The 15,817-nt window shown below is 66.9% G+C and carries 16 protein-coding genes and 1 pseudogene; 8 read left to right on the forward strand and 9 right to left on the reverse strand.

The window, feature by feature from the left end; translation table 11 throughout:
- A partial coding sequence (locus tag HHL15_RS25230) for a cupin domain-containing protein (RefSeq protein WP_169148171.1) occupies positions 1-327 on the forward strand: 327 nt, incomplete at its 5' end.
- A 44-nt stretch (positions 328-371) separates the two neighbouring features.
- On the opposite strand, the gene gmd is transcribed toward HHL15_RS25230, so the two are convergent.
- The 3 genes from gmd to HHL15_RS25245 form a co-directional block, all read right to left on the reverse strand.
- Positions 372-1,499: a GDP-mannose 4,6-dehydratase gene (gene gmd / locus HHL15_RS25235; protein ID WP_169148548.1), complete on the reverse strand. Its 1,128-nt coding sequence runs from the start codon at positions 1,497-1,499 to the stop codon at positions 372-374.
- Positions 1,496-2,590, reverse strand: coding sequence for a GDP-L-fucose synthase family protein (locus HHL15_RS25240; protein ID WP_169148549.1), 1,095 nt, complete (start codon positions 2,588-2,590; stop codon positions 1,496-1,498). The genes gmd and HHL15_RS25240 overlap by 4 nt, the downstream gene beginning before the upstream one ends.
- Before the next feature lie 184 nt (positions 2,591-2,774).
- The gene (locus HHL15_RS25245) at positions 2,775-3,464 is read right to left on the reverse strand and encodes a hypothetical protein (protein WP_169148550.1); all 690 of its coding nucleotides are present in this window, start codon (positions 3,462-3,464) and stop codon (positions 2,775-2,777) included.
- A gap of 517 nt (positions 3,465-3,981) precedes the next feature.
- Here HHL15_RS25245 and HHL15_RS27075 point away from each other — a divergent pair.
- A pseudogene (locus tag HHL15_RS27075) lies at positions 3,982-4,242 on the forward strand (PD-(D/E)XK nuclease family transposase); the annotation flags it as partial.
- Positions 4,243-4,325: 83 nt separating this feature from the next.
- Positions 4,326-4,472 (forward strand): hypothetical protein, encoded by a 147-nt coding sequence (locus tag HHL15_RS26670; protein ID WP_235943668.1) that lies wholly within the window; start codon positions 4,326-4,328, stop codon positions 4,470-4,472.
- A gap of 75 nt (positions 4,473-4,547) precedes the next feature.
- Here the strand turns inward: HHL15_RS26670 and HHL15_RS25255 are convergent, their stop codons facing one another.
- Positions 4,548-5,162, reverse strand: coding sequence for a PEP-CTERM sorting domain-containing protein (locus tag HHL15_RS25255; protein WP_169148552.1), 615 nt, complete (start codon positions 5,160-5,162; stop codon positions 4,548-4,550).
- Between the two features lie 324 nt (positions 5,163-5,486).
- Here HHL15_RS25255 and HHL15_RS25260 point away from each other — a divergent pair, with 324 nt between their 5' ends.
- Entirely contained in the window at positions 5,487-6,830 is a 1,344-nt protein-coding gene (locus HHL15_RS25260) for an MBL fold metallo-hydrolase RNA specificity domain-containing protein (protein WP_235943669.1), read from the forward strand.
- An 8-nt stretch (positions 6,831-6,838) separates the two neighbouring features.
- Here HHL15_RS25260 and HHL15_RS25265 read toward each other — a convergent pair whose 3' ends face one another.
- A complete protein-coding gene (locus HHL15_RS25265; protein ID WP_169148554.1) occupies positions 6,839-7,663 on the reverse strand; it encodes an AraC family transcriptional regulator in 825 nt (274 codons plus the stop codon).
- A gap of 121 nt (positions 7,664-7,784) precedes the next feature.
- Between HHL15_RS25265 and HHL15_RS25270 the strand changes: the two genes are divergently transcribed.
- Positions 7,785-8,210 (forward strand): organic hydroperoxide resistance protein, encoded by a 426-nt coding sequence (locus tag HHL15_RS25270; RefSeq protein ID WP_169148555.1) that lies wholly within the window; start codon positions 7,785-7,787, stop codon positions 8,208-8,210.
- Between the two features lie 28 nt (positions 8,211-8,238).
- Here HHL15_RS25270 and HHL15_RS25275 read toward each other — a convergent pair whose 3' ends face one another.
- Positions 8,239-9,447: a YbfB/YjiJ family MFS transporter gene (locus tag HHL15_RS25275; RefSeq protein WP_169148556.1), complete on the reverse strand. Its 1,209-nt coding sequence runs from the start codon at positions 9,445-9,447 to the stop codon at positions 8,239-8,241.
- Between the two features lie 106 nt (positions 9,448-9,553).
- On the opposite strand from HHL15_RS25275, the gene HHL15_RS25280 reads away from it, so the two are divergent.
- From HHL15_RS25280 to HHL15_RS26270, 3 genes are all read left to right on the forward strand, one after another.
- Positions 9,554-10,342, forward strand: a complete 789-nt coding sequence (locus HHL15_RS25280) for an AraC family transcriptional regulator (protein ID WP_169148557.1) — start codon at positions 9,554-9,556, stop codon at positions 10,340-10,342.
- A gap of 82 nt (positions 10,343-10,424) precedes the next feature.
- The gene (locus HHL15_RS25285) at positions 10,425-11,675 is read left to right on the forward strand and encodes an HD-GYP domain-containing protein (protein ID WP_169148558.1); all 1,251 of its coding nucleotides are present in this window, start codon (positions 10,425-10,427) and stop codon (positions 11,673-11,675) included.
- A 105-nt stretch (positions 11,676-11,780) separates the two neighbouring features.
- Complete coding sequence (locus tag HHL15_RS26270) at positions 11,781-13,442, forward strand: methyl-accepting chemotaxis protein (protein ID WP_206198970.1); 1,662 nt, start codon at positions 11,781-11,783, stop codon at positions 13,440-13,442.
- Positions 13,443-13,496: 54 nt separating this feature from the next.
- Here HHL15_RS26270 and HHL15_RS25295 read toward each other — a convergent pair whose 3' ends face one another.
- The 3 genes from HHL15_RS25295 to dmpG form a co-directional block, all read right to left on the reverse strand.
- Complete coding sequence (locus HHL15_RS25295) at positions 13,497-14,243, reverse strand: aspartate/glutamate racemase family protein (protein ID WP_169148559.1); 747 nt, start codon at positions 14,241-14,243, stop codon at positions 13,497-13,499.
- A gap of 66 nt (positions 14,244-14,309) precedes the next feature.
- Positions 14,310-15,056 carry an SDR family NAD(P)-dependent oxidoreductase gene (locus HHL15_RS25300; RefSeq protein ID WP_169148560.1) on the reverse strand — a complete coding sequence of 249 codons (747 nt, stop codon included), beginning with the start codon at positions 15,054-15,056 and terminating at the stop codon, positions 14,310-14,312.
- Between the two features lie 14 nt (positions 15,057-15,070).
- The coding region (gene dmpG / locus HHL15_RS25305; RefSeq protein ID WP_169148561.1) for a 4-hydroxy-2-oxovalerate aldolase at positions 15,071-15,817 on the reverse strand (747 nt) is incomplete at its 5' end.

The raw sequence follows: 15,817 nt of genomic DNA on the forward strand, positions 1-15,817 counted from the left end.
CGGCCGTGGGGCTGGTACGACTCCATCGACAACGGCGAGCGTTTCCAGGTGAAGCGCATCGTGGTCAACCCGGGCGCGCGGCTGAGCCTGCAGATGCACCACCACCGGGCCGAGCACTGGATCGTGGTGAAGGGCACCGCCGAGGTGACCAACGGGGAGAAGACCTTCCTGCTGGGCGAGAACGAATCCACCTACATCCCGCTGGGCCATGTGCATCGCCTGGCCAACCCGGGCAAGGTGCCGCTGGAGATCATCGAGGTGCAGTCGGGCAGCTACCTCGGTGAGGATGACATCGTGCGCTTTGAGGACAAGTACGGGCGGGGGTAGTGACTTGAAGGGGCGGCTGACGCCGCCCCTGTGCAGCCCCTACATCATTCGTGCCGGTCGAATGCCTTGTAGCCGGCGCTCTTTACCAGGGCGTCGCATTTGGCGGCGGAGAAGTCGGCCCGCACCATCTCGGCGACCAGTTCCTTTACGGTGGTTTTGGGTTCCCAGCCGAGTTTGGTCTTGGCTTTGGTGGGGTCGCCCAGCAGGGTTTCAACTTCGGTGGGGCGGAAGTATCTCGGGTCCACGCGCACGATGGTGTCGCCCGGTTTGCATTTGAGTTCGCTGCCGTCGACAGATTCGATGATGCCCACTTCCTGTTCGCCGCTGCCTTCGAAGCGGATGCCAATGCCCAGCTCGGCGGCGGCAAATTGCACGAATTCGCGCACGCTGTGCTGCTTGCCGGTGGCAATGACGAAGTCTTCCGGGGTGTCCTGCTGCAGCATGAGCCACTGCATTTCGACGTAGTCGCGGGCGTGGCCCCAGTCGCGCAGGGCGCTGAGGTTGCCGAGGTAGAGGCAATCCTGCAGGCCGAGGGCGATGCGTGCAATGGCGCGGGTGATCTTGCGGGTGACGAAGGTTTCGCCGCGCAGGGGGCTTTCGTGGTTGAACAGGATGCCGTTGCAGGCGTAGATGCCGTAGGCCTCGCGGTAGTTTACGGTGATCCAGTAGGCGTAGAGCTTGGCCACGGCGTAGGGGCTGCGGGGGTAGAAGGGGGTGGTTTCCTTCTGCGGGGTTTCCTGCACCAGGCCGTAGAGCTCGGAGGTTGAGGCCTGGTAGAAGCGGGTTTTCTTCTCGAGCTTGAGGATGCGGATGGCTTCGAGGATGCGCAGGGTGCCGATGCCGTCGGCGTTGGCGGTGTATTCGGGCTCTTCAAAGCTCACGGCCACGTGGGACTGGGCGGCGAGGTTGTAGATTTCGTCGGGCTGCACCTGCTGGATGATGCGGATCAGGCTGGTGGAGTCGGTGAGGTCGCCGTGGTGGAGGATGAAGCGGCGATCCTTTACATGCGGGTCCTGGTAGAGGTGGTCGATGCGGTCGGTGTTGAAGAGGCTGCTGCGGCGCTTGATGCCATGCACTTCATAGCCCTTTTCAAGCAGGAGTTCGGCGAGGTAGGCGCCGTCCTGGCCGGTTACGCCGGTGATGAGGGCGATTTTTCTTGCGGGGGCGGTCATGCGGGCTGTCCTTGTTTGCTGCTGCGGCCATAGCCGCTCAAATAGTCTGCGTAGGTGGTTTCGAGGCCGCTGTCGAAGTCGATGCGGGCCTGCCAGCCAAGTTGCTGCAGGCGCGTGCTGTCCATGAGTTTGCGGAAGGTGCCGTCGGGCTTGGTGGAGTCGAATTCGATGCTGCCCTGGTAGCCCACCTGGCGGGCCACGGCGTGGGCGGCTTCGCGGATGGTGATGTCGCTGCCGAAGCCCACGTTGATGTGGCTGAGCATGGGCTGGGTGTTGCGGGCGTAGGTTTCGTCGTCCAGGTTCAGCACAAAGACGCTGGCGGCGGCCATGTCGTCTACGTGCAGGAATTCCCTGTAGGGGGTGCCGGTGCCCCACAGGCATACCTTGACCTCACCAGACAGCCGTGTGCCGGCCGGGTCCAGCCCGATCATGGCGCGGATGTCGGCGGGGATGGGGCCATAGGCCTGCTCGTCACGCCGGATGCTGTCCAGGTCGCCGGCCTGGGCCAGCTTGGCCAGGTGGAACTTGCGGATCATGGCCGGCAGCACGTGGCTGTTTTCCAGGTGGTAGTTGTCGCCCGGGCCGTAGAGGTTGGTGGGCATCACGCTGCGGTAGTCGCGCCCGTACTGGCGGTTGTAGCTTTCGCAGAGCTTGATGCCGGCAATCTTGGCCACGGCGTAGGGCTCGTTGGTGGGCTCGAGCACGCCGGTGAGCAGCGCGTCTTCGCGCATGGGCTGGGCCACGGCCTTGGGGTAGATACAGCTGGAGCCGAGGAAGAGCAGCTTGTGCACGCCGTGGGTGTGGGCGGCGTGGATGACGTTGGCCTGGATCATCAGGTTCTGGTAGATGAAGTCGGCCGGGTAGGCATTGTTGGCGTGGATGCCGCCTACCTTGGCTGCTGCCAGATACACCTGATCGGGCTGTTCCGCCTTGAAGAAAGCGGCTACATCGGCCTGGCTGGTGAGGTCGAGCTGGGCGTGGGTGCGGGTGATGATGTTGCGGCACCCGGCTTTCTCCAGCTGCCGGACGATCGCGGCACCCACCATTCCGCGGTGGCCTGCGACGTAGATCTTTCTGCCTTGAGTTTGCATGGTGCGCCGGGCGTGGCATCAGGGTTGATGGACGGTATGTGCCTCAAAAAAAAGCACGGTCGCATTGTATGCGGCAGCGCCGCGGGCATGTGCATCCGCGGCGCTGGCTACGCCCTGTTTGGGTTGTGGCGGCGGGGAGGAGGGGTGTAAGGGCGGCTTCAGCCGCCCACGGTGCCTTGGCTCCTTACCCGCCGACCGCAATGCTCTGCACGTTGCTCCATTGCCCGACCTGTTCGTCCTTCAGGCGGTAGATGCCCTTGTAGTGCCAGACGGCGGTGTGGGCGGGAACGGGGCTGGTGTCGGAATAGCGCGGGGAGGTGGTGATGGTGAGGGGAACGAAGCCTTTGTCGTCGCCGCGGTCCACCATGATCTCCAGGGAGTCGGCGTGCCCCTTGGGCCAGGCGATTTGCGGATGGTTGGCTTCGAGGGTGGCGGTGAGTTCGGGTTTCCAGCTGCTGGGGTCGATGGACTTGATGGAGCCGACGAGGCCGAGGGCCTGGCCGATGGCTTCGGTGTAGTTGCGGGACGATTTGATGCGGGCGACGAGGCGGGTGAGCCGCGGCACGATGCCCTTGGGGATGGCGGCCGGGATCTTGGCAGGTACTTCCATGAACGGCGGGAAGGAGGGCACGGGGCCGCCGGTGTCGCTGTCGCGGAGGATGTTCTTGTGCGCAGTCCATTGCTTGCTGCTGTTCTGGATCTGGTTGAGGACGGCGAGGGTGTATCGAAAGGCCTCGGCATCGGCTTGTACTTCGCTGGTGTCCTCTGCGGTGAGCCCGAGTTGTTCTGCGTACATGGGTAGCTGGCTTGCCAGGAGTTCGAGCAGTTCGGCCTTGCCGCTGTCGTCGCCGGGCAGGTAATAGCTCTTGGGCATGGGTGTGTCTCCTATCGGTTGGTGGGGTGAAGCGAGGTTGGCCCAGGGCGGGCCGGGCAGGAAAGGCGTTGCTGGCAGCGATTGCCAGATGCCTGGCGGGAGCTGCCAGATGTCTCGCAGCGATTGCCAGATGTCTGGCGGGAGCTGCCAGATGTCCCGCAGCGCTTGCCAGATGCCTGGCGGGAGCTGCCAGACCTCTCGCAGCGATTGCCAGATGCCTGGCGGGAGCTGCCAGACGTCTCGCAGTGATTGCCAGATGTCTGGCGGAAGCAGCCAGAGGTCCCGCAGCGCTTGCCAGATGTCTGGCGGGAGCTGCCAGACGTCTCGCAGCGATTGCCAGACGTCTCGCAATCGTTCTTAGAGCTGAGGCAGGGGCCGCGAGGGATGACGTAGCCGCCGCGCCGGGTGCAACAGAGGCCGCGAGACGAGAGGATGCGGGGGAAGGAGGGCTGCGGATGGTTGGGCATTTTCCGGGCAATGGAGTGGACTGCCTGGATGATGCTCAAAATGGGCTTCTATGGCAATTGCGTATGCAATCCGGGTTGACGGGTTCGGGCCGCCCGTCGAAGTCACGGAGGTCCTCAAGCCGCGCATTGATCCGGATGAGCTCAGGGGCAAGTTCATCGTGCTCGACGTGCTCGGCCGCGACGCATCGGGGCGGTTCTACAACATCGAGATGCAGGCACGCCGTCACGCGGGCTGGAATGCCCGGAGTACTTACTACCTGGCGCGCACCCTGGCCAACCAGTTGAAGAACGGGGACGGCGACACCAGACTCAAGCCAGTGATCGGCTGCTCCAGCAAGCTGGTGCGCTGTCGGCGTGGATCGCCTGGTTCGAACACTGGCAGGAGGAAAGCACGATGGGCACCATCACCCACCCCGCAGTCCGTCAGGCGATGGAGGAACTGCAGCACCTCTCGGAAGACGACGAAGCCCGCCGCCTGGCGTTTGTGCGCGAACGTGCGTTGCGTGACGAGGTGAGCCTGATTGAGGTATTCAGCGGATAGGGGGCTGGTCGATGGGGGCGGCTGGAGCCGCCCCTGTACTTCGGCGCACCGGGGCCGGTGCGCGGGTGTCTGTGCTCAGGCCTTCTTGCGGCGGGCGATGCCCAGGCCGGCGAGGGCGACGGCCATCATGGAGAGGGTGGTGGGTTCGGGGATCTTGCTGGGGGCGGCGCCGAAGGTAACGTCGTCGATGAAGTGGTAGAGGCCGACGTTGCCGCTGCCATAGCGCAGGGTCACGCGGGTCACGTCCTGGTCGCTGGTGAAGCCCAGGAACTGGTCCACGTAGTCGTTCATGTTGGCCGCCACACCGATGGTGCCGAGCAGCCCGGCGGTGCCGAAGATGTCCATGTAGGCGGTGAAGCCGGAGCTGCAGCAGCGGTCGTCATTGCCGAAGTACAGGCCGATGGCGCTGGCCGGGGTGCTGAAGTTCATGGTGATGGCCTGGCCGTACATGTTGGTGGTGAGGCCCATGGTGCCGGAGGTGGTGACGCCGCCGCTGGCCGAGCTGCTGCTCATGCGCTGGATACCGTTGGGGGCGGTGAAGCTGATGCCGGAGACAAAGGTGCCGTCTTCAAAATTCTCGACCTTGAGCGGGCCGGAGCCAAGGGCGCCTACGTTGAACACCTGGGTGATGCCGGCGTGGGCGGTGGTGGTCAGGAGGGCGGTGGCGGCGAGCAGGGCAAGTTTTTTCATGGGCTGGATGTCGAAGAAGTAAGGGTAATGAGATGTCCTTGGGGCTGGTTTGTAAATTACCGTTTCTCGGAAGCGTGGCCGGCCAATAAAGTCACAGGCCGGAGAGCGAGGCCTGGTGCGGGTGTGAGGGATTTGGCAACTCTGGTCTGAAAGGGGGAACGGGCCGGGTTTTACAGGGCCGGCGCCCGGACGCCCCGGCAGATGGAGTGCCCATTGTGGGTTGCTTGGTTATGCGAATGGCAATTACACTTTGCCTCCATGGACGCTCACATCATTCATCACGGCGCCTTCAAGGGCGTCACAGGGTCGTGTCATCAGTTCTTCATGGATGACACCTACAGCCTGATGGTCGACTGCGGTTTGTTCCAGGGGGCGGAGACGTCGCCGGACGGCATGACGGGCGCGCACGACCTGGAATACACCTTTCCGGTCGACCGGGTGCGGGCGCTGGTGCTCACGCATGTGCATGTGGATCACGTGGGGCGGCTGCCGTGGTTGATGGCGGCGGGCTTTCATGGGCCGATCTTCTGCAGCGAGCCGTCGGCGCGCCTGCTGCCGGCGGTGCTGGCAGATGCCTTTGCCATGGGGGTGACGCGAAACGCCCGCCTGGTGGAGCGCTACCTGCAGATGGTGGAGTCGCGTCTGCGGCCCCTGCCGTGGAAGACCTGGCAGACCGTGTATGAAGGGCCGGGCGGGCGCTGCCGGATCCGCCTGCAGCGGGCCGGGCACATCCTGGGGGCGGCCTATGTGGAGTGCGATCTAAGGCGGCCGGATGGCGAATCCCTGCGGGTGGTGTTCTCCGGGGATCTGGGGGCGCCTTACGCGCCCTTGCTGCCGGCGCCGCAGTCGCCCTGGGCGGCCGATGTGGTGGTGCTGGAGAGCACCTACGGCGACCGCATGCACGACACGCGCAGCACCCGCCGGGAGCGGCTGCAGGCGGTGGTGGAGAAGGCGCTGGGCAATGGCGGCACGGTGATCATCCCGGCCTTCAGCATCGGGCGCACCCAGGAGCTGTTGTATGAGTTCGAGGACATCCTCTACCGCCAGCGCCAGCGGCCGGGGCGCCACGCGGCGCAGTGGGCGCGCCTGCGCTTCTACCTTGATTCACCCCTGGCCGAGCGCTTCACCGAGTTGTACCGGGAGCTGCAGCCTTACTGGGACGCCGAGGCTCTGGCGCGGGTGCGGGCCGGGCGGCGGCCGCTGGGCTTCGACCAACTGGTGGCCATCGAAGGCCATGCCGACCACGAGGCCAATGTGCGGCGCCTGGCCCGCAGCGGCGAGCCGGCGGTGGTGATCGCCGCCAGCGGCATGTGTGCCGGCGGGCGGGTCACCCACTATCTCAAGGCCATGCTCCACGACCCGCGCCACGATGTGCTGTTTGTGGGCTACCAGGCCCGCGGCACGCCGGGCAGCGTCATCCAGGACTTCGGGCCTAAGGGGGGCTATGTGGTGCTCGACGGCGAACGCTACGAGATCCGCGCCGGCATCCATTCCCTGAGCGGCTATTCCGCCCACGCGGACCAGAACGATCTGGTCCGCTTCATCACCCGCATGCGCCGCTGGCCCCGGGAAGTCCGCCTGATCCACGGCGACGACCCGGCCCGCCATGCGCTCGCCCAACGCCTCACCGAAGCCACGCAGGGCCGGGTGATCGTCACGAACGGCTGATGTCGCCCCTATTCCCGGCTGGCCAGCCACTGGCGGGGTGACACGCCGTTGCAGGCCTTGAACGCCCGGGAGAAGGCGGCTTCGCTGCCATAGCCCACGCTGGCCGAGACCCATTTGAGCGAACGGCCCTGGCGCAGGGCGCGCTGGGCGAGGCTGATGCGCCAGGCCTGGAGATAGGCCAGCGGGGTGCTGCCGACCCGCTCGCGGAAGGTGTTGGCAAACACGCTGCGGGACATGCCGGCGGTTTCGGCCAGGGCGTCGAGGGACCAGTCGCGGGCCGGGTCGTCGTGCATGGCCACCAGGGCCAGGCGCAGGCGGGGGTGGGCCAGCCCGGCCAGCATGCCGACCTGGATCTGGCCGGCTTCCATGAGCTGGCGCAGCACCTGGATCAACACCACCTCGAAGAGCCGGTCCAGCATGGCTTCGCGTCCGCAGTGGCGGGCGGAGGCTTCCGCGAAGAGCAGTTCGAGGACGGGGCCTGCGCCCTGCAGTGCGCTGAGGGGCAGGTGCAGGAAGGGGGGCAGGGCGGCGGCAAGGGGGTTGGCCGGGCCGCCTTCGAAGCGCAGCCTGGCGCAGGCGAAGTCGGCGCCATGGGCTGCGTCGGTGACGAAGCGGTGGGCCATGGGCAGCGGGTAGAGCAGCAGGGAGGGCTCACTGATGCGGGCTGCCAGCACGCCGCCGTGCAGGACATCCACCGCGCCCTGGCGTATCAGGTGCAGCTGGCCGGTGTCCCCGTCACCCGGCAGGTCGTTGATGCCGCACAGGGCGCCGCTGTGAAAGACCCGGGCGGTGATGGCGAAGTGATCCAGCAGTGCCGCCAGGCGATCGGTCATGTTTGATACTCTTGGTGGTGTTTTCGAGATTTATTGTAGCAATGCGTATGGGGTCGGTGGGTAAAGTACGTCCTGCCAACCGGCTTTTACTGCAACGCTCAATCAGATCAAGGAGTCATCCATGTCCATCGAAAAGATCCTCTACACCGCCGAAGCGGTGGCCACCGGCGGTCGTGAAGGCCGTGCCGTTTCTTCCGACAAGGTGCTGGACGTGCAGTTGTCCACCCCGCGCGAGCTGGGTGGTGCCGGCGGCCCGGGCACCAATCCGGAGCAGTTGTTTGCGGCGGGCTATTCGGCCTGCTTCCTGGGGGCGCTCAAGTTTGTGGCGGCCCAGGGCAAGGTGGCCCTGCCCGCCGATGCGCAGATCACTGGCAAGGTTGGCATCGGCGCCATTCCCACCGGCTTCGGCATCCAGGTGGAGCTGACCATCAGCCTGCCCGGTGTGCCGGCGGATCAGGCCAGGGCCCTGGTGGACAAGGCCCACATCGTCTGCCCGTACTCCAATGCCACCCGCGGCAACATTGATGTGACGCTGGTGATTGCGTAATCAGGGGCGCCGCCCGCACGACCCCCCTTTACCGGGGGGGGTGCTGTTGCTGCCGACTCTCCTGACGCCCCACCGCCAGCAGGAAGGCCATGCCCGCCAGCATCACCGCGGCAGCCACGAACAGCGCGCCCTGGTAGCTGCCGGTGGCGGTGGCGATGTAGCCGGCCATGGCGGGAGCGACGATCTGCGCCACGCCGTAGCTCAGGGTGAGGCGGGCCATCGCCTTGGCCGGGTTGGCCGGGAAGCAGCGGCCGATGATCGACAGGGTCAGGCTGACAATGCCGACGAAGGTGCCGCCATACAGCACCGCGCTGGCCAGGTTGGCGCCGGTGCCGTCGGACAGGGCCGGCAGCAGGATCGAGACGATCTGCAGGCCGTAGGCCAGCAGCAGGGCCGGGATCTGCCCCCAGGCGGAGGAGATGCGGTCCCATAGAAAGCAGGAGGGCGCGGCGGCGAGGCCGACGATGACCCACACCCAGCCGCCCTTGCCGGCCAGCAGGGGCAGCTTCTCGACAATGGCGATGATGAAGGTGGCGCTGATCACATAGCCGAAGCCGGCGCAGAAGTAGGCGGCGATGAAGAGCTGCATCCAGCGCCTGGAGGGCGGCGGCGGCAGGGCCCTGGCGCCCTGGGCATGCACTGCCGCGGGGGCCGGCAGCCACAGCCAGGCGGGCAGGAAGAACAGCACGCCGAGGATGCCCAGGCCGATCCACTGGCCGTCCCAGGCCAGGTGGCCGACCATCGCGGCCACTGCCAGGCCCGACACCACGATGCCCAGGCCGATGCCGGCGAAGTGCAGGCCCAGCTCCGGCTTGTGGCCATGGCGGATCAGCCAGTTGAGCACCAGGCCGGAGGCGATGAGCAGGCCAGCGGTGCTGGACAGGCCGGAGACGAAGCGCAGGGCCACCCACAGGTTGAGGTCCTGGGTCAGCCCCATGGCGGCGGTGCTGGCCACTGCCACCACCAGGCCCCAGCGGTACAGCACGAACTTGCGGCCCAGGTCGCTGATGGTGGCCGCGGCGATGGCGCCGGTGATGTAGCCGGCGTAGTTGAAGGTGGCCAGCCAGCCGCCGGCCAGGTCGCTGAGGCCGGCCTCGCCACGCATGATGGGCAGCAGCGGGGTGTAGGCAAAGCGGGCCAGGCCGACGGTGAGGATCAGGGCGCAGATGCCGGCAAAGATGACCCGGTAGCGCTCGCCGGCCGTGGCGGCGGGCAGGGCGGTGGACGACGCGTGCATGCTGTTCTCTCGTATGGTTATTGTGAGATGCATGCTACGGGCTGCGTTGACGGCCTGCCTTCGACAGGGCGACTATCGATGTCGATGAAACGACAGGATGGTGGCCATGGATTTTGAGGCAGGCTGGACCTCGGTGGAGGTGCCCGAGATGGACGCGCTGCCGCGCCCGGTGGTGTTGCGCTCCCAGAGCCTGCCGGCCCGCCACATCTTTCCCTTCCACAGCCATCGCTGGAACCAGTTCGTGTATGCCACCTCGGGCACCCTGGTGGTGACGGTCGAGGACAGCTGGCATGTGATCACCCCCGAGCAGGCGATCTGGGTGCCGACCGGGCTGCTCCACACCACCGGGGCGCTGCACGGGGCCGACTTCCGCAATCTCTACGTGGCCGACCTGCCGGGCCTGGGCATGCCTTCACGCTGTACCGCGCTGGCGGTGACGCCGCTGCTGCGGGCGCTGATCGTCGAGCTGGTGGACATCAGCCGGCAGGGCACCGAGGACGAGGCCTACATCGGGCAGGTGAACGGGCTGATCCTGGCCCAGCTGCCACGCCTCGCGGTGCTCGATTTTCACCTGCCATGGCCGCGCAGCGCCATGCTGCGCAAGGTCTGCGAGACGCTCTACGGCAGCCCGGCCGACCCGCGGGGGGCAGAGGAGTGGGGCGCCGAGCTGGGCGCCTCGGGGCGGACCCTGGCGCGCCGCTTCGAGAAGGAGACCGGGCTCGGCCTGCGCGAATGGCGCCAGCGCCTGCGCTTGTTCCGGGCCATCGAATGGCTGGGCGGCGGGCGCAGCGTCACCGATATTGCCCTGGAGCTGGGCTATGCCTCGCCATCGGCCTTTGCCTACATGTTCCGCCAGGAGACGGGTTTCACGCCGACGGAATGGCGGGCCCGCTGAAAGCGGCTTCAGCCGGCGCTACGGGGGACGTTATCCCTGTCATGCCGTCCGTGTCCCGCTGCTTCCCCAGGAAGGTGCCGCCATGAGTATCAACGCCGATCTGCGTCATGTGATCCATGCCTTGTCCGATGCCCTCGACCTGGTGGGGGTCGATGATGTGGCCCACGGCAAGCGCGTGGGCATCATGGCGGCCGCCTGTGCCCGGGTTGCCGGCCTGCCGGAGGACGAGGCCGACTTCCTGTTCGATCTTGGGCTGCTCCACGATATTGGGGTGTCTTCGACCCGCACCCATGCCCATCTCGTGGAGCTGTTCGACTGGGAGGGCTCGCAGGTCCATTGCCAGGTGGGCGATGCCTTGCTGGCGGGTTTTCCGCCTCTGGCTGCGATGGCCTTGCCGGTGCGCTACCACCACACCCGCTGGGAAGACCTGCAGCACCTGGATGTGGCACCCAAGCTGGCCCGCCAGGCCAACCTGATCTTCCTGGTGGACCGGGTGGATGCCTTGTCGGCCTCCCATTACGCCGATAACACCCTCCTCGATGCGACCGCCGGCATCCGCGCCACCATCGCCGGGCACGCGGGCAGTTATTTCCATCCCGACTGGGTGGCGGTGTTTCTGGAGGCGTCGCGGACCGAGGCCTTCTGGCTGTCCCTCGAGCCGCGGGCCGTGCAGGCTTGCCTGCTGGAGCGCCGTGGCCGCAGCTGCAGCTGGCCGGCGAGCATGGCCGAGCTGCGCCAGCTGGCGGTGATCTTCGCGCGCATCGTCGATGCCAAGAGTCCGTTCACGGCCGAGCACTCCCTTGGCGTGTCGCGCCTTGCCCGTTACCTGGCCGAGCGCCTGGAGGTGAGCCCGGAGAACTGCGACAAGCTGGAGATCGCCGGCCTGCTCCACGACCTGGGCAAGCTGCGGGTGCCCGACGAGATCCTCGACAAGCCGTCGGCGCTGGATGAGCGGGAGCGCCGCATCATCAACACCCACAGCTTCGAGACCTTCCAGATCCTGCGCAACATCGACGGCTTTGAGGATGAGATTGCGCCTTGGGCCGCCTGGCATCACGAAGAGCCCGGCGGCAATGGCTATCCCTTTCACCTTGAGGGGAGCGCCCTGCCCCTGGAGGCGCGGATCCTGCGGGTGGCCGACATCTTCCAGGCCATGGTGCAGGAGCGGCCTTATCGCCAGGGGCTGAGTGGGGCGCAGGTCAGCGGCTTCATCGAGGCACTGGTCCGCCAGGGGCGCATCGAGGGGCGGGTGGCCGGGGTGCTGCTGGACAACGTGGTCGAGGCCATGTCCGTGGCGAGGCCTGTCTTCCAGGATGTGGCCCGGATCTTTTGAGATCCCGGGGCGTGTCGCAGGCGTTGCGATACAAATTTTAAAGATTCCCGGCGGGCGGACGTTAGTGATCGGACCATTTTATTGGCCGATCCAGAGGTTCTATTCATGTCCGAAGGTGTTAATCCGCCAGTCCCGTCCGGGCTCGTGCCCGCCGCGCTCCTGCTCCTGAGCATTGCCCTGGTGTTGCAGCTGTACGAGGGGGGCGGCTCCGCCTTCGCCTTGGCCGCCAGTGCCCTCACGGCCCTGGCCGGTGGCCTGCTGGGCTGGCATGGGTGGGCCAGCCGCCGCCAGGCTGCGGAGGTGGCCGTGGTGGCAGAGCCCATCGGCGGGCAGCGCATCGACCTGGCTCAGTCGTGGACGCCGGCCCGTGGCGCATCCCTGGGCGAGGCTCTGCGCGGCCAGGCCCGCGGGCTGATGGGCGACCTGCGTCAGGTGGGCAATTCGGCGGCCCTCGACAGCGCCCGCCTGGCCCGCGCGGTGCATCAGACCGCCATGATGGCCGACGAGCAGCACAAGACCGCCATCGTCCTCTTCGAGGCCAGCCGCGATGCCCGCGGCTCGGTGGAGCAGGTGGCCGGCAACGCGGTCAGCATTCACCAGAGCACCGATCAGAACCTCGCCTCGGTGAAGCGTTCCCAGGCCGACCTGCAGTCGGTGGTGGACATCATCCGGCGCATCACCGGCGACTTCCAGGGCTTCTCCAGTACCGTCGGCGAGTTGAGCGATCATTCCCGGCAGGTCCGCGACATCGGCCAGCTGATCAACGAGATCTCGGATCAGACCAATCTGCTGGCCCTCAATGCGGCCATCGAGGCGGCCCGCGCCGGTGAGGCCGGGCGTGGTTTTGCGGTGGTGGCCGACGAGGTGCGCAAGCTGGCCGAGAAGGTCAAGCAGGCCACCCAGACCATTTCGGCGAGCACCGGCACCATGCTCGAGCTGGTGGCCGACACCCAGAGCCACATGGTCCGCATCCAGGCCGATTCATCCTCTGCAGCCGAGGCGGTGGCCCGTTCGGCCACCGACTTCGGCGAGATGGTGGGCGAGCTGGAGCAGTCCGGGCATGCCTTGCAGCAGGTGGCGGACGCGGTGCTGCATATCCGTGATACCAACGAGCAGGCCTATGCCGAAACCGAGCGCATCCGCCAGCTCAGCGAGCAGGTCAGCGCCCAGATGGCGGAATCCGAGCGGGCCGCCAACAGCCTGCGCGACCATACCGAGAGGCTCCACGAGCTGGGCTCGCGCTTCCGCATCGACGGCAGCACCTTCGACCGCATCCTGGATGGCTGCCTCGAGGTGGCGGCGGAGCTGACCCAGTACCTCGAAGGCCAGGCCTCCAGGGGCCTGGATCTGTTCGACCAGAACTATCGCCTGATCCCCGGGACGGAGCCGAAGAAGTACCACACCAGCTACGACCAGGCGGTGGAGAAGGATATGCAGGAGATCTTCGAACACATCACCCGGCATGCCCAGGGAGTGACCCTGTGCTGCGCCTGTGACAACCGGGGTTATATGCCCACCCACATGCGCCGCTTCTCGCTGCCACCCACCGGCGACCGGACCAAGGATCTGGTGACGAGCCGCGACAAGCGGATCTTCGATGATCCCGCCGGGCTGCGCAGTGCCCGCAACCAGCAGAGCTTCCTGCTGCAGACCTATATGCGGGACACCGGCGAGTGCCTGTGCGAGATCTCGGTGCCGATCCGCATCGGCGGCCGCCACTGGGGGGCCCTGCGCACCGGCTTCCCGCCGGAGATGCTCAACGGTTGAGGGGGGAGTGGAGGCTGGGGTGAGGGCCGGGGCGGCTTCCGCCACCCCGTTGCTTCAGGGCCCCGCCAGGAAGGCGCCGTCCTTCAGGCTTTCCGGCGAAGGGTAGGCCTTCTTGCTGTGGCACAGGCCCAGGTCCAGGAACAGCTCGCACAGCTTGTAGGCCACCACGCCCGGGTTCAGCACCGGCACCGGCAGGCGTTCGGCCAGCCAGGCGTGGGACTGGTGCATGGTGGTGGAGCCGAGCACGATCACGTCGGCGCCGTCTTCTTCGATGGCCAGGCGGGCGGCGGCTTCCAGCCTGGCGAAGACCACGTCCTCCTTGCCGGCGAGCAGGGCTTCGGTGTCCGGGCGGACCTCGATCGAGCGGATCGAGGCGAGGCGGGATTCCAGGCCGTACTCCTTGAGCCCCTTGCGATACAGCGGCAGCCAGCGCTCCCACATGGTCAGGATGGAGAACTTGTGGCCCATCATCGCGGCCAGGTGGAAGGCGCTCTGGCCGGGTGACAGCACCGGGATGGACAGGCGCGAACGCAGGGCGGCCAGGCCCGAATCGCTCACCGTGTTGATGCACACCGCGTCGAAGCCCTCGGCCTCGGCCTGCAGGCCGGCCTGGATCACCGACAGCTCCATCAGGGCCATGTCGTAATAGCTGTCGGCCAGGGTGATGGTGCTGCCGGCGCCGACGAAGGCCACCTCGATGTCCGGGCGCTGGATGCCCGGCGGCAACTGGGATTCCACGAGGGGGCGGGTGGCCTCGCTCATGGGCACCGGGAAGATCATCTTGACGCGCTTCTTCTGCATGGTTCCGTCTCCTGGGGGTGGATGCGCTGCGTGATGGAAGGGCTGGAAGGGCTGGAAGAGCTGGGCTCAGGCGGCTGCCATGCCACCATCCACCGGCAGGGCCACGCCGGTGACGTAGGAGGCCCGGTCCGACAACAGCCACAGCACCGCCGCGCTGACCTCGCCGGGGGCGCCGATGCGGTGCATGGGCACGCCGCCGGAGTACATCTCGTCGTCGCCGCCGGTGACCCGGTCGTAGCTGGGGGTCTTGATCGGGCCCGGGCACACCGCATTGACGCGGATGCCGCGGTCGGCGTAGTCGAGGGCCACGGCCCGGGTGGCACCGACGATGCCGTGCTTGGCCGCCACGTAGTAGGCCAGCCGCGGCATGGCCTTGAGGCCGAAGATCGAGCTGTTGTTCACGATGCTGCCGCCGCCGCTGGCCAGCATGGCGGCGGCTTCGTACTTCATCATGTACAGGATGCCCTTGAGGTTGATGTCGATCACGTCGGCAATGTCCTCGTCGGGGGTGGCGTGGATGTCGTTGAACTCGCGCTGCAGGCCGGCATTGTTGAAGGCCCCGTCGAGGCGGCCGAAGCGGTCGGTGGCCAGGGCCACCAGGGCCGCGCAATCGGCCGGCTTCGACACGTCGGTGGCACGGAAGAGGGCCGTGCCACCCGCCGCGCCGATGGCCTTCACCAGCGCCTCGCCCTCGGCCTGGCGGCGGTTGCCCAGCACCACCCGGGCGCCAGCCCGGGCCAGGGCCAGACAGGCGTCGCGGCCCATGCCGCTGCCGCCACCAGTGACGATGACGACCTTGTCCTGCAGTTCCATGCTGCTCTCCTTGCTCATACGCTCAGGCCCCGCGCCCGCGCCATGGTGATGGCCGTATCCTCGATCATGTCCTCCTGCCCACCCACCATGCCGCGGCGGCCGAGTTCGACCAGGATGTCGCGGGCCGGGATGCCGTACTTCACCGAGGCGCGCTTGGCAAAGAGCAGGAAGGAGCCATACACGCCGGCGTAGCCGAGCGTGAGGGCGTCGCGGTCGATACGGATCGGGAAGTCCATGATCGGGATCACCAGGTCTTCGGCCACGTCGGTGATCTTGGCCACATCCACCCCGGTCTCGATGCCCATCAGGCTGCACACGGCGATCAGCACTTCCATCGGGGTGTTGCCGGCCCCGGCGCCGAGGCCGGCGGCGGCCGCGTCGATGCGCGTGGCGCCTACTTCGATGGCGGCGATGCTGTTGGCCACGCCCATGGCCAGGTTGTGGTGGCCGTGGAAGCCCAGCTCGGTCTCCGGCTTGAGGGCCGCGCGCACCGCGCTCAGGCGCGCCTTCACGCCGTCGGGCAGCAGGTGGCCGGCCGAGTCGGTGACGTAGATGCAGTTGGCGCCGTAGCTTTCCATCAGCTTGGCCTGGGTGACCAGCCCTTCGGGGCTGTTCATGTGGCTCATCATCAGGAAACCGACGGTGTCCATGTCGAGCTTCCTGGCCAGGGTGATGTGCTGTTCGGACACATCGGCCTCGGTGCAGTGGGTGGCCACGCGGATGGTGTTGACCCCCAGGTCCTTGGCCATGCGCAGGTGATC

This window comes from Zoogloea dura (assembly GCF_012927165.1).
Lineage (GTDB): Bacteria > Pseudomonadota > Gammaproteobacteria > Burkholderiales > Rhodocyclaceae > Zoogloea > Zoogloea dura.

What these genes read in the sequence shown, in the direction of transcription:
- HHL15_RS25295 (WP_169148559.1), bottom strand. Translation starts at nt 14,243, where the DNA reads ATGCAGAAGAAGCGCGTCAAGATGATCTTCCCGGTGCCCATGAGCGAG.
- HHL15_RS25275 (WP_169148556.1), bottom strand. Translation starts at nt 9,447, where the DNA reads ATGCACGCGTCGTCCACCGCCCTGCCCGCCGCCACGGCCGGCGAGCGC.
- HHL15_RS25245 (WP_169148550.1), bottom strand. Translation starts at nt 3,464, where the DNA reads ATGCCCAAGAGCTATTACCTGCCCGGCGACGACAGCGGCAAGGCCGAA.
- HHL15_RS25300 (WP_169148560.1), bottom strand. Translation starts at nt 15,056, where the DNA reads ATGGAACTGCAGGACAAGGTCGTCATCGTCACTGGTGGCGGCAGCGGC.
- gmd (WP_169148548.1), bottom strand. Translation starts at nt 1,499, where the DNA reads ATGACCGCCCCCGCAAGAAAAATCGCCCTCATCACCGGCGTAACCGGC.
- HHL15_RS25260 (WP_235943669.1), top strand. Translation starts at nt 5,487, where the DNA reads ATGGATGACACCTACAGCCTGATGGTCGACTGCGGTTTGTTCCAGGGG.
- HHL15_RS25240 (WP_169148549.1), bottom strand. Translation starts at nt 2,590, where the DNA reads ATGCAAACTCAAGGCAGAAAGATCTACGTCGCAGGCCACCGCGGAATG.
- HHL15_RS26670 (WP_235943668.1), top strand. Translation starts at nt 4,326, where the DNA reads ATGGGCACCATCACCCACCCCGCAGTCCGTCAGGCGATGGAGGAACTG.
- HHL15_RS25285 (WP_169148558.1), top strand. Translation starts at nt 10,425, where the DNA reads ATGAGTATCAACGCCGATCTGCGTCATGTGATCCATGCCTTGTCCGAT.
- HHL15_RS25265 (WP_169148554.1), bottom strand. Translation starts at nt 7,663, where the DNA reads ATGACCGATCGCCTGGCGGCACTGCTGGATCACTTCGCCATCACCGCC.
- HHL15_RS25255 (WP_169148552.1), bottom strand. Translation starts at nt 5,162, where the DNA reads ATGAAAAAACTTGCCCTGCTCGCCGCCACCGCCCTCCTGACCACCACC.
- HHL15_RS25270 (WP_169148555.1), top strand. Translation starts at nt 7,785, where the DNA reads ATGTCCATCGAAAAGATCCTCTACACCGCCGAAGCGGTGGCCACCGGC.
- HHL15_RS25280 (WP_169148557.1), top strand. Translation starts at nt 9,554, where the DNA reads ATGGATTTTGAGGCAGGCTGGACCTCGGTGGAGGTGCCCGAGATGGAC.
- HHL15_RS26270 (WP_206198970.1), top strand. Translation starts at nt 11,781, where the DNA reads ATGTCCGAAGGTGTTAATCCGCCAGTCCCGTCCGGGCTCGTGCCCGCC.